The organism is Echinicola arenosa, from assembly GCF_014841125.1.
Taxonomy (GTDB): Bacteria; Bacteroidota; Bacteroidia; order Cytophagales; family Cyclobacteriaceae; genus Echinicola; species Echinicola arenosa.
This window is the reverse complement of sequence record NZ_JACYTQ010000002.1, coordinates 513,877-526,189: the sequence shown is the minus strand read 5'-3', so window position 1 is coordinate 526,189 and position 12,313 is coordinate 513,877. Positions and strand designations below refer to the sequence as shown.

The 12,313-nt window shown below is 37.3% G+C and carries 11 protein-coding genes; 7 read left to right on the top strand and 4 right to left on the bottom strand.

Annotation, left to right across the window (positions count from 1 at the left end):
• Window positions 1-266: 266 nt before the first annotated feature.
• The 5 genes from IFO69_RS06985 to IFO69_RS06970 all read left to right on the top strand — a co-directional run bounded on the left by IFO69_RS06985 (window position 267) and on the right by IFO69_RS06970 (window position 3,864).
• On the top strand, window positions 267-509 hold the full coding sequence (locus tag IFO69_RS06985; RefSeq protein ID WP_225444035.1) for a hypothetical protein: 243 nt from the start codon (window positions 267-269) through the stop codon (window positions 507-509).
• 86 nt (window positions 510-595) lie between these two features.
• Complete coding sequence (locus tag IFO69_RS21605; protein ID WP_225444034.1) at window positions 596-781, top strand: hypothetical protein; 186 nt, start codon at window positions 596-598, stop codon at window positions 779-781.
• Window positions 782-858: 77 nt separating this feature from the next.
• A complete protein-coding gene (locus IFO69_RS21690) occupies window positions 859-987 on the top strand; it encodes a hypothetical protein (protein ID WP_262891611.1) in 129 nt (42 codons plus the stop codon).
• Between the two features lie 637 nt (window positions 988-1,624).
• Window positions 1,625-3,310: a PAS domain-containing protein gene (locus IFO69_RS06975; RefSeq protein ID WP_192009352.1), complete on the top strand. Its 1,686-nt coding sequence runs from the start codon at window positions 1,625-1,627 to the stop codon at window positions 3,308-3,310.
• Between the two features lie 113 nt (window positions 3,311-3,423).
• Window positions 3,424-3,864, top strand: a complete 441-nt coding sequence (locus IFO69_RS06970) for a UPF0158 family protein (protein WP_192009351.1) — start codon at window positions 3,424-3,426, stop codon at window positions 3,862-3,864.
• 46 nt (window positions 3,865-3,910) lie between these two features.
• Here the strand turns inward: IFO69_RS06970 and IFO69_RS06965 are convergent, their stop codons facing one another.
• The 3 genes from IFO69_RS06965 to IFO69_RS06955 are packed head-to-tail and all read right to left on the bottom strand — an operon-like array spanning window position 3,911 to window position 7,693.
• Complete coding sequence (locus IFO69_RS06965) at window positions 3,911-4,771, bottom strand: universal stress protein (RefSeq protein WP_192009350.1); 861 nt, start codon at window positions 4,769-4,771, stop codon at window positions 3,911-3,913.
• Entirely contained in the window at window positions 4,768-6,357 is a 1,590-nt protein-coding gene (locus IFO69_RS06960; RefSeq protein WP_192009349.1) for a BCCT family transporter, read from the bottom strand. The genes IFO69_RS06965 and IFO69_RS06960 overlap by 4 nt, the downstream gene beginning before the upstream one ends.
• 10 nt (window positions 6,358-6,367) lie before the next feature.
• Window positions 6,368-7,693, bottom strand: a complete 1,326-nt coding sequence (locus IFO69_RS06955) for a porin (protein WP_317173433.1) — start codon at window positions 7,691-7,693, stop codon at window positions 6,368-6,370.
• A 382-nt stretch (window positions 7,694-8,075) separates the two neighbouring features.
• Between IFO69_RS06955 and IFO69_RS06950 the strand changes: the two genes are divergently transcribed.
• Complete coding sequence (locus tag IFO69_RS06950; protein WP_192009347.1) at window positions 8,076-9,653, top strand: M1 family metallopeptidase; 1,578 nt, start codon at window positions 8,076-8,078, stop codon at window positions 9,651-9,653.
• 55 nt (window positions 9,654-9,708) lie between these two features.
• Here the strand turns inward: IFO69_RS06950 and IFO69_RS06945 are convergent, their stop codons facing one another.
• Window positions 9,709-10,965: a dipeptidase gene (locus tag IFO69_RS06945; RefSeq protein ID WP_192009346.1), complete on the bottom strand. Its 1,257-nt coding sequence runs from the start codon at window positions 10,963-10,965 to the stop codon at window positions 9,709-9,711.
• Window positions 10,966-11,167: 202 nt separating this feature from the next.
• Here IFO69_RS06945 and IFO69_RS06940 point away from each other — a divergent pair, with 202 nt between their 5' ends.
• Window positions 11,168-12,058: an SMP-30/gluconolactonase/LRE family protein gene (locus IFO69_RS06940; RefSeq protein WP_192009345.1), complete on the top strand. Its 891-nt coding sequence runs from the start codon at window positions 11,168-11,170 to the stop codon at window positions 12,056-12,058.
• Window positions 12,059-12,313 lie beyond the last annotated feature (255 nt).

Here is a 12,313-nt window from a genome sequence, read left to right as displayed (position 1 = left end):
TATCGAAAAATACAATTAATTACCTTTCAAAATTACAATTCCATAAAACTATTTCTAAGCTACAATAGGCTTTCAATCGTTAGCCCTGAAAGTAAATGTTTTTAATATATGGGGGATTGTCGTTTATGAAAAAACTGATTCTTCTTAAAGATGCTAGTGATCTTAGATCCATGGCTAAAGTCTTCGGAATTCTGAAGCTAGATACCTGTATTAATAGTAAAGTAGAACCGGAGTTATTAGTGACATAAAATCATTTGGTTGATCTTATGTCATTTGATGGTGTAATTATAGAAAAGCTTCCGAAAGTATATTCTAAGGATTTGGTTGAGGTCATTTTTAAGCTGCCATATACCAAAAGGCAAAACCTAATTGACATTGATTTAGGAACACCAAAAACAGTTGGAAATTATCTCAGCGCATTGGAAGAAGAAGGCTTCCTGAAATCTGTCAGAGTAGGAAAGGAAAAATTATACTTGAACCAGAAATTGATGAACATACTGGAAAATTAATAAGCAGGAAGGCACACACTCCGAGTACGATAAGGTGGATGCGAATACAGTAGATCAGTTTTAAAATCGAAAATTAACTTAAAATCATGAAGTGGGAAAAGATCATTACGATTGAACAGGAATATAAAGAATCCCTTGCTAGACTTTCCCAAATCTTTGAGTCAGATCCAGACAGTGCAGAAGGGATGGAGGCAGAATTTTTGGTTACCCTCATCGAAAATAATAGAAGGAAAAGCACCTTATTGCCTTACCTCAACCTATTTAGGCCATAAAAGAAACAATGGAGTGAAAAGGCTTAAAAGACAAGCATCTGATTCCGGCGATAGGCAGTAAAACTATTGTCAGCTTGGTGTTGAACAGGAAAAGACCGTTTACCGTCGAAAATGTCAGAATTCTTTCCAGCTACTCCAACTTACCTGTTGAGGTACTGGTCCAGCCCTACGAACTGGATGGCAAGCAAGAAAAAATGAGTGTTTAAATTGCATGGAAAAGATAGTTCAGAATTCGTACACTTCGTACGGCTCGTACCCCTCGTACCGTACGAATTTTACGAGGTGGAGATAATATTCAAAAACATGCAAATGAATTCAATTCTAAATCAAAGGTTCGTTTTCAAAAATTTGTCCATCTTCAAGTAGGTCGATTTTATGCTTTTTACATCAAAAAGAAAAAAGACCATTCAAAAATTCGAATCGAGAAATGAGCTTATTTGGCAATTAGAGCCACTATAGAATAATATGATTCAAATAAATTTAGCGCTATAAAACCAAAATGAACCTGTCCTCCTATTTGTCCCCCTTTTTTTATAATATTCTGTTTACCAGTGTTTTTGAATAGTCCAGTTCCCGCTACTACGAAGGGTACCAAATGGTATCCTTTTTTTATTTGTGATTTTTTGGTTTCATCGATTAGACTGAATTTTATGGAAACCAAATCAATTAAGAGATTGTAGGTGGCAAAAGAATGTTGGTTGATGACATAAATCTGACTTATTCAGATTGTCAGCTTGAATTGTGTGAGATTTGCTTTTTGAACTAAGTTAATTGTATTGTATAGCTAAATTGGAGTTGATATATGTTTGGCTATTACAGTTTTTTAATTTTCATATAGCGATTATGTTTCAGGGTATAAATTGGATGTATGTAACTATTGGGGCTTTACCAGTGTTTTTCAATGTGGGGATTTTGGCTTACATCCTGTTTTGGATGCCCAAGCGCCGCGAGACCAATGTGTTTTCCATGTTTATCCTTGCTTTGATTTTTTGGCAGTCTCAAGATTTTTTACTTAGAGTAGGAATAAGTGAAAGTTCGGCCAGATTTGTGTTTGAACTTTTCAGTATTGGATGGATGATGATCAGTTCTTTATTGTTTCATTTTGTTTGTATCCTCACAGAAAAAAAATTATTTAACCATCGAGTCAGTTATCTTATTGTATATGGACCTAGTATAGTATTCTATGTTTTTCATCAGGCTGACCCTACGACATTTGAAGTAAGTTACCAAGGCTTTTGGGGTTATGTTGTCAATGTCAGGCCAAATACCACGGATTTGGTTCAGCGGATATGGATTTTTTTCCAATCTTTTCTAGGTTTAAGTATACTAGTGGTTTCTTCATTCAATAAGGAAGGTTCTGCTAATAAGCGAAAGCAATATAAGGTTTTAGCATTAGGAGGATTGGCACCATTAATCATTGGTGGGGTAACACAAGTAATGCTGCCTTCTTTGGGCTTAAAAGAAATTCCTATGACTTCTTTTTTACTATCGATTTTTACTTTCAGTTCCATACTGGCTTTGGGGAAGTATAAGTTGTTTGATGTTACAAGGTCTTTGGACTCAAAGAAGATACTCAAAAGCTTAAATCATGGGGTTATGGTCTTGTCCATTGAGGATGAAGTAATTTATGCCAATCCTGCTTCACATCAGATGTTCCCTTTTGGGAGATTGGATAATTTTCCAAATATGAGAGAGGTATTTTACTCAGAAAGTGATTATCAAAAGTTCTATATAGAGGTGGTGGAGAAAGCACGACTAGGCGAACGGGTGAATAATTTTAAGTTTTCATTTAAGGCAATGAGGGGACAAATAAAGTATGTAATGGTCACAGCCCATATCATTCAAGAAGGAAGTAAGAATCATGGTCTAATCATTCATTTAAATGATATTACTGAGTTGATCCATGCCAATGAAACTATTGATATTATTAACAAAAGATTCAAATATGTTTCCAAAGCTTCCAATGAGGCAATTTGGGAATGGGATATAGAAGGTGGAGTGGTTTATTGGGGAGATAGTTATTCGCATTTATTTGGCCACAAACTGAGTGGAGGGGTAAGCTCAATCGATCATTGGGAAAAGAGGTTGCACCCAGATGATAGGGAAAAAATTGTTTCTTTTATAAAAGATTTTGTTGAAAGACAGTCGGATGTACGATGGGAGCAAGAGTACCGTTTCCAGAAGAGATGTGGAGAGTATGCTTATGTTTTGGATAAAGGGTACTTAATTAAAGATGTGAATGGCAAGCCTTACCGGATGGTAGGAGCGATGCAGGATATTACACACATCAGGTCTTACATAGATAAAATAGAAAGGCAAAACACAGAGTTGTGTGAAATTACCTGGATGCAGTCTCATGAAGTAAGGGCTCCTTTGGCTAGATTAATGGCTGTATGTAATTTACTCCAGGAACATGGGCTTCAACTGATGAAAGAAGATGAAGCCGTTGAGTTGATCAGCAGTTCTTGTGTTGAGCTGGATGAGGTGATTCGGCGAATCGTAAAGAAAGCCGAAAAAGTGAAGGGGTAATGAAGGTTTTTTTGACTGATTTTCACATTATTTTTTTTATTTAAAAGGAGGTTATTTGATTTTTATAAAGGGTTCCTTATTTTTCAATAGATTTTGATTATATAAACAAAGCAATGCTTACCCTATCTGAAAAAGAAATTGTTACAATAGCCGGTTATTTACTTAAAGGCAAGGTTTGTTATTACCAAGAAGACAAAAAAATTATTCATCATCTTCCAGATGAAGAGGATAATTTTAATGAAGATCTTACACCTGAGGAGGAAGATTTGTTGGATGAGATAGATTCTGATCCAATGAATTTTGCGGAATTCGTGAAAATGGAGCCTGCTCAAGAATCGTTGGTCATGGATCAGTTTACAGAGCAGTTTGTGGAAAATAAATCTTTTCAGGAAGATTTATACGACGCCCTGACCAAAAGTAAGGCCATGGAGAGATTCACTTTTTTAATTGAGGAATCAAAAAAATACAGGCAAAAGTGGCTAGATTACCGTCTCCAAAAATACAAAGATTGGGTAATGGAGCAAGTCGATAGCTATAATACTTTAGAAGAATAAATTTTGATGGCATCCCCGGCTTTTTAGCTGGGGATTTTTGTTGGAATTATTTCACAATAAGCACAGGGAGGTTTTTGTCATGAGCAATCAATTGTTCGGCTATACTTCCAATCAATAGGTCACCTTCATCCTTTTTCCCTTTGTTGCCTGCAATGATTAAGTTAGCAGATTCTCGAACAGCATAATTATAAATTAATTTGCTGATGTGTAAGTCGCTATCTTTTAATAAGGTGATTTCTTCTGAAAGATGATGCTTTTTTTGAAAACGCTTGTATTGCTTTTTAGCTTCGTTTTCCAATTCTTGAGCATATTTGTTGAAGTTTTTGATGTAGGGGAAATATTGAACACCTGATTTGATGACGTGTACTGGGTGAAGAGAACTATTGATTATATTTTTCAAATTAAGTCCAATATTAATGACTTTGTCCGAATATGAGCTGAAGTCCAAGGTAATCACTACGTTTTCAAAGTTTGGATTCGTGATTTCCGGAACAAATAACGTATTACAGTTAATCAGTCTGACGATTTTTCCACTCAATATTCCAGAGCCTAAATAGGCGCTTTTTTTTCCTAAGATCACAAGTCCAAAATCTTCTTTGTCCATATATGAAGCAAATGTTTCTACGTCTCCTCCTTGATGAATATGGAACCTGATGTTTTCATTGTCTTTGCCAAAATAAGTTTCGGCTTTTTCGGATAGCTCGTTTTGGATAACTTCTTCTATCGATTTTCCTAATTCAGGAACTATAGAATTGATTTCAGAAGGTAGCTCTTCGATTTCTATTAAGTGAAGCAAGGTGAGTGAATCAAATTCAAAATAATCATCTAATCGCTTTACATAAGAAAGCAGCAAGTTGTCCATCTCCGTGAGGTCCAGACACAAGGCGATATGTCTTATTTTTTTCATTTCGACTTATTTTTTTGAATGTTCTTTTGCACTATTTGTGCTAGATTTTTTTCGTAGGATTTTTTATCTAGGTCTTTTTTAAGTGCTTCATTTCTAGCGTATTCATTTTGCAGGCCTTTGTACAGGCTATACATCATGATGAGTAAAACCACTAGAAATGGAAGGCCTGTGGTTATGGCTGCTGTTTGCAAGGCTGAAAGCCCACCTCCTATTAGTAGGACCGCGGCTACAGCCCCTTCTGAAATGGCCCAAAATATCCTTTGACCAACTGGGGCGTCTAACTTTCCACCGGCCGTAATGCTATCAATAACCAATGAGCCCGAGTCTGAGGAGGTGACGAAAAAACTGATCACCAACAGCACTCCCACGGCTGATCCAATAGTTCTCAATGGAAATTCATGCAGAAATACAAATAGGGCAGTAGATTCGTCAGCTACAATGTCTTTGGCAAGTTGATGTCCTTCATTTTGCATGTCCATGAAAATAGCGCTTCCTCCCATAGCAGTTAACCATACAAAAGTGAGCAAGGCAGGTACTAATAGAACGCCAAAGATAAATTCCCTAATGGTTCTTCCTCTTGAAACCCGGGCGATGAACATCCCAACAAAAGGTGACCATGAAACCCACCAGGCCCAGTAAAAGATAGTCCAGGAACCTTGCCATCCATTGTCGCGATATGCTTCTGTCCATGTGGAGACTTGTATGATTTGGTTGATGTAGTTTCCTAAGTTTTGTATCAGGCTTCTGAAAATAAAAAGGGTAGGTCCAACAATCAAAACAAAAATCAGCATGATGGCAGCAATCCTAACATTCCATTCACTTAAAAATTTCACCCCTTTATCAATTCCAGAAAAGACAGAGAATGTAGCCACAATGGTAATGCCCGTAATGAGTAAAACTTGGATTGTAGTAGATACAGGGATTCCAAATAGATAGGATAATCCCCCATTGACTTGTTGAACACCAAAGCCCAAGGACGTGGCTAAGCCAAATAGAGTTGCCAAGACTGCCATGACATCGATGACGTCACCTATCCATCCATGAATTCTATCTCCCAAGATTGGATAGAATATCGAACGTATGGTCAAGGGTAATTTTCTGTTGTAAGTAAAAAAGGCCAATGCCAAAGCTACGATAGCATAAATCGCCCAAGCATGGAAACCCCAATGAAGGAAAGTAAGGTTCATGGCCCTTTCTGCAGAAGCTACTGAAAATGGCTCTCCATATGGAGGCTTTGAGTAATGGGAAACTGGTTCGGCCACGCCCCAAAAAAGTAGGCCAATTCCCATCCCTGCGCTGAATAACATAGCAAACCAAGCGGAGGTCGAGAATTCCGTTTCTGCATTTTTACCTCCAAGTTTAATGTTGCCAAATTTGCTGAATCCAAGATAGAAGCAAAATACGATAAAAGCATTTACTGAAATGATAAAGAGCCAGCCGGTTTTGTCTGTAATGAAAACCTGAATTTGGTCGAAAATATTTTCCATTGGTTCCCCCACAATGATCGTTATGGCGATAAAGGCAATGATCAGAACAGTGGCAGGCCAGAATACAGGTGCATGTACATCAAAATATTTATTGTTCATAATTATGCTTTTAGAAGTAATAGCCTAGATTAATATTGATTCGTGTGTTCCAGTATGGGGAACGGTCTATCGGGTTATTATCTGAAATTGGCTCTTGGTAACTTACACCACGTCCTGCACCCAAAGCATTTCCCCCAAAAGAGTCACTGATCCAAGGGTGGTTATAGCCTGATGCAAAGTCAAAGTAAGTGTAAATCTTACCAGCCGAGATTAAGGCCCCAAGTACATTTTGTTGGGTGTCCTGAAATTGCTGTTGCATTCCGTTTATTAGGGTTTTTCCTGCTTTTTGAACATAGCTGTAATCATTATATACTTGTATGTTTGATATGGGGCCCCATTTTACTGGGATATCATAAGCTATTCCTATGACATAAAGTAAGGCTTCTGATGCCACGTCATATGTCCCGAATCCATAGGCACCCATTTGGACGCTACTCAGGTCAGCACCTGCATCATTTTCAACGTTGGTATAATGATAGTATATGATTTCAGATTTTAGGTTCCATTTGGATTTGGCCCATTCTGCATGCAAGGCAGTAGCCCACTGATGTCCTTTGTTTTTGGAAGATTGGTTATAAATTTCCATTTGTTGTACCGAAATACCTAACTCGGTACCGTGAAGTTGATAGGTGGTTCTAAGGTTGATTTGGTTCCTTTCGATGTTATTATTGCCCTCTATGGGCACCACATCATAGGAATACCTTGCGCTTGAATATGCACCAAATTTTGGGTCATTGGTGCCCCTTGGTTCAGATAAAGGGAAGTAGGCAAGATTAAAAGTCCACTTGTCAAATTTCTTGGTTAAGTTGAAGCCAATCTGATGATCGTCTTCAAGCCCTAAATAATAGGGAGCCTGAAACCACCAACTATGGGAGGCATAGGTCAATAAGCCAAAAGGTACTTGGGTGATGCCAAACTGCAAGTTGTATTGGTCTGAAAAACGATAGCCTATCCAACCATACTTTATGAAATGGGTGTTGAAAGTGGGATAAAATCTGTATTCGAAAGCAAATCGCAATCCGTTAGCGTAGGAGTCAACATTGATTCTCCAGGTGTCCCAAGTCCATTCATTTCTTGAGTCAGTTCCCAGTGGGAAAGTTTGCCCTTCATAGATAGCATAAATCGTATTGAGTCTAAGTGCTCCGCCGATTTTAAGCCAAGAGGTGTCTTTTTTGGTTTGATGATACAAAGAACTTACATTTTCAAGGCTTGATTTATGTATTCCGTAGTCTTTGCTGAACAATGAAGAGTTTGACAGTTTGGATTCTATAGAATCTTTTGACAAAAGTATATCCGTTGATTTTGCGTAGCTGGAAGAGGAAATTATTAAAGCCACAAAAAAGGAGATAAAAAAGAAATAAGGTTTAATCAGATAGTACATTTTGGCATTGCGCTATGGCTTTGAACAAAAGACTTATTTCAAAAATTAAACTTGAATATCAAGCTTGTATTTGACACATATCAATTTACTATTTTTTTCTTGAAGAAGAAAATAGTAATGTATTAAATAAAGAAAATATATGATAAAATGGATTTGATTTTATAGGGTAGATAGAATATTTGATATGAAAGTGTTGATAAACAGTAGGTGAGAATAAATATACCGTTCAAGTATTTATTTAGTGAAATCTTAGGATATTCATCATTTTCTGTACGAGTGTCCGTAAATTGATGTTTGAAGTGTTTGAAACAGTAAAGATTAGCCTAGATTGAGTAAAATGAAACTAATTTTTTCGATAATTATGATTTTTGTTGGTGTTTTTGAGGTAGTTGCCCAAGAGCACAAATGGACATGGGGAGGAAAAATGGATCCGCTTCAAGAGCGATATGAGGTAATACATTATTCACTTGATATTGAGATCTTACCTAAGATTCAAGGTATCAATGCTTCTATGGAGATGACTTTTCGTAGGATAGGGAAATTAGATACCTTGAGGCTCAATCTTATCGATAACTACCAAGTGACCAAGGTGGAGGTTGGAGATGAGGAGATAAGTTTTAATCACCATGGTAAAGTCTTGGATATGCTTCCCCCAGAGAATGCTAATAGTGTAAAGATTTATTATAGAGGCAAGCCACCTGTTGCTAAGAATCCTCCTTGGTCGGGAGGCTTTACTTGGGAAAAAGACCAAAATGGGAATTATTGGGTAGGACTTTCCTGCCAGCATGAAGGGGCGAAGATTTTTATGCCTTGTCTAGATCATCCTTCCAGTGAACCATCTCATGGTGTGGACATGTATTTTAAAGTTCCCTTCCCGTATTTTGTAGCTGCAAATGGAAGATTGTTAAATCAAGGAACAGGCTTAGGTTATAATTATTTTCATTGGGCAACAGCTTATCCTGTCAATAATTACAATATCAATTTCACGATGGGGCGTTTTTTTGAATTGTCCAAGAAATTTAGTTCAACAAGTGGAAGGGAAATACCTATGAAGGTATTTGTTTTGGAAGAAAACAAGGCAAAAGCTTCTGGCTTGTTGGAAGTATTGGAAAGAAGTGTAATAACCCAGGAAAAATATTTTGGTCCATATCCTTTTCCAGATGACAAAATTGCTGTAGTAGAAACTCCTTATTTGGGAATGGAGCATCAAACCATCAATGGCTATGGCAATAACTTTCAATATACCCAAGTGGGTGATGTAAATTTCGATTGGTTGTTGCATCATGAATTAGGTCACGAATGGTGGGGGAACAAAATATCCGTTTCAGACTGGGCCGATTTTTGGATACATGAGGGAATATGCTCCTATGGGGATATGTTATTTTACCTTGAACATGGAGGGGAAGAAGCTTACCATGAACATGTATTGACCGCTGCAAGAGGTATAGAAAACAAACAGCCAATAGCACTGACTCCCAATAAAACTTCAGAAGAAGCTTACCAAGGAGATATTTATACTAAAGGGGCTTATATAATGCATTCATTAAGGTTTTTGTTAGGCGATGAGATGTTTTTCCCAATGATCAAAGCTTTTGCTGTTGATAGTCGCTATACCTATACAAATCAAGTCAATACAAAAGATTTTATAGATTTTGTGGAGAATTACAGCGGAAAAGATTTAGAAGATTTTTTTCAAATTTATCTGTATTCAACTGACCTTCCAAAAGTTAAGATTAACCCAAAGGGGAAAAACAGGTTTGACATTAAATTGACTAATGTTGATTTAAGCTTGCCAATGGAAATTCAAACTTCGGAAGGGATTGAAAAGGTAGTTTTAAGTAAAGAAGCGGTAAGAGTAAAAAGTGATCGGCCAATAGTGGTGGATCCTAATGGCTGGTATTTGTTGGATAAGTAAGGGGATTAAAGTGCTTTCTGGAAATGAAATTCCAGAAAGCACCTCGAGATTGGGATTAGCTCATTTTTGTTGCAGCATCTTCAACCGCTCTCCAAACTCTGAATACATTTTTGTAGCAAATTTTCTCAATATCCTCTTTGCTGTATCCCCTTTTTAGTAATTCTGCAATCAAGTTGGGATACATGGAAACGTCCTTCAAGCCATTAGGCAATGAATCACCTACCCCATCAAAGTCAGAGCCGAAACCAACATGGTCGATGCCTGCAATGCTTACAACATGGTCAATGTGGTCAGCTACCAATTTCACATCAGGAAAGACATTATGTTCTGCTGTGTATTTTTCGATGTAAGCTTGTGCCGCAGAGTCGCTTCTGCTGAATTCATTTTGAGCCAGCCAGTTTACGATGTGTTCTCTGACCTCGGCTGTTCTGTCATTGTAGTTTCCATCAATGAAGCTGCCACCAAAATTGATCATGATAATGCCATTTTCCTCACCTAGTCTCTTGATCATATCATCATCCATGTTTCGTTCAAAGCCAGGGGTATATTTTCTGCAAGAACTATGAGATGCTATAACAGGAACATCAGTCAGCTCCATCACATCATAAAAAGTGTCATCTGAAACATGGGAAATGTCAACCATAATACCCACCTTGTTCATTTCTTTGACCACCTCTTTGCCAAATTCAGTGAGGCCTCCATGTGTTCTTGCTGTATCATAAGAAGAGTCTCCTATAAGGTTGTCTTTGCCGTGGGTTAGCGTGATGTACCGAATACCTTTTTCATGAAAGTAGGCTACATTTTCAATGTCATCCTCAATGCCTGCTCCGTTTTCCATACCCATTGGAAGGGAGATTTTCCCTGCTTTAAAATTGGCTTCTATATCGTCAGGGCTGTAGGCCATGGCAAATTTTTCAGGCCATGTATCAGCCAGTCTTTTGGTCATCAGTATTAAAGAGTCAGCCAAATTTTTGGCACCTCCCATTTCCTGATACCTTGCAGGAAGGTAGATAGACATAAATGGGGCATCAAGGCCTCCTTCTTTGGATCGAGGAAAGTCAAAGTTGCCTCCATCTGTTCTTTCAGAAACGTCCAGTATTTCCCTTTGCAGGGTAAAACCTCCAACTTTCATCCTGTAGGGTAAGTCGACATGGCCATCTACCATGATTGTTTCATGAGCTATTTCTTTAGCAGCTTCCAGCCTTTCTTCGTCACTCATAATGGTGTAGTCAACTTCTACTGGCTTTTCTTGGCAGCCTATTGCTGAGGCAAGTAAGAGTACAGATGCTTTTGTTAGTAGTGATTTTTTCATATACGGATAATTTTAGGTCTTAAGTTAATATAGGATAAGACCTTTTTCTGAAAAGATTTATAAACGGTGTAAATATTCTTTAAACAAATTTTTAAGAAGTCAGTTGCTTCTATGAAGGTCAAAACTTATTAAATAGGAAGGATTTTTACTAAGTTTAGAGAATAATTTTTCAAAAAGAACTTTAACCATAAAAAACTAAAACATGAAAAAGACAAACAAATTATTATTGCTGTTAATAGCTGCGCCCTTGCTTTTTTGGCAATGTGGAGGTGCCGAAAAAAAGGAAGTGATAAAAGAAGAACCAATGGTGGAGGTGAAAGAGGAAGTGCAGCCATCTTTGACATTATTGTGGGAAACGCCGGATGAGCTCACTACTTGTGAGTCTGTTTTGGTGGATGAGAAATCAGGAACCATCTATGTTTCAAATATTGCAGGAGATCCAAGGGCTAAAGATGGAGAGGGCTTCATTTCGATTATTTCAAAAGATGGAGAAATCATAGAAAAAGAGTGGGTTTCAGGAATTGATGCTCCCAAAGGAATGGGACTTCTTGATGGAAAGTTGTATGTGACCAATATAGATGAGTTAGTAGAGATAGATGTGGAAAGTGCAAAAGTATCCAATACTTATCCTATTGAAGGTGCGGGTTTTCTAAATGATGTTGATGTGCATGGAGGGAAGGTCTATTTCTCCGATATGGAAAAAGGGCTTATTCATGTGTTGGCAGACGGGGAGATAAGTGTTGTGGCAGAAGGCCAAGCTAGTATCAATGGTGTGAGATTATCTGAAGATGGTACCTTATATGGTTTGGACGGTGAGGGACTTAAAAAGTATGGAGAAAGTGGTACTGCCGAAATTCTTAACAGCAAAGTGACTGGTGGTGATGGTTTGATCATCTTAGGCGATGATACTTATATTGCTAGTAGATGGGTTGGCGAGATATGGATTATAGATGAAAATGGGGAAACAAAGCTATTAGATACAAAAGATGCTGGATCTAATACGGCCGATATTGGTTATTTGGAGGATGAAAAAATCATTTTGGTACCTACATTTATGAAAAACAAGGTAGTAGCATACAAATTGGTATATTAAGCTATCTAATTTGAGATGAAATACTTGAGAGTGAAGGCCTTCTTCACTCTTTTTTTATGACATAAAATTCATATTTATTATTGTATGATTTCTTAAAAAATCACCGATTAGAATAAAAAATCACCTGGTGTATATTGTTAATTACATATAATATTTAAAAAATACAATCCTTGTTTGATATTGATATTGTTTTGATTAAATTAATGTTAATCAGTCGTTTAGGTATTCGGAAGAATGATGATGCCAGCTTGCACT

Bases quoted from the DNA above. Each gene is read 5' to 3' on its own strand.
- IFO69_RS06975 (WP_192009352.1), top strand. From the start codon at position 1,625: ATGTTTCAGGGTATAAATTGGATGTATGTAACTATTGGGGCTTTACCA.
- IFO69_RS06965 (WP_192009350.1), bottom strand. From the start codon at position 4,771: ATGAAAAAAATAAGACATATCGCCTTGTGTCTGGACCTCACGGAGATG.
- IFO69_RS06945 (WP_192009346.1), bottom strand. From the start codon at position 10,965: ATGAAAAAATCACTACTAACAAAAGCATCTGTACTCTTACTTGCCTCA.
- IFO69_RS06970 (WP_192009351.1), top strand. From the start codon at position 3,424: ATGCTTACCCTATCTGAAAAAGAAATTGTTACAATAGCCGGTTATTTA.
- IFO69_RS06940 (WP_192009345.1), top strand. From the start codon at position 11,168: ATGAAAAAGACAAACAAATTATTATTGCTGTTAATAGCTGCGCCCTTG.
- IFO69_RS06950 (WP_192009347.1), top strand. From the start codon at position 8,076: ATGAAACTAATTTTTTCGATAATTATGATTTTTGTTGGTGTTTTTGAG.
- IFO69_RS21605 (WP_225444034.1), top strand. From the start codon at position 596: ATGAAGTGGGAAAAGATCATTACGATTGAACAGGAATATAAAGAATCC.
- IFO69_RS06960 (WP_192009349.1), bottom strand. From the start codon at position 6,357: ATGAACAATAAATATTTTGATGTACATGCACCTGTATTCTGGCCTGCC.
- IFO69_RS06985 (WP_225444035.1), top strand. From the start codon at position 267: ATGTCATTTGATGGTGTAATTATAGAAAAGCTTCCGAAAGTATATTCT.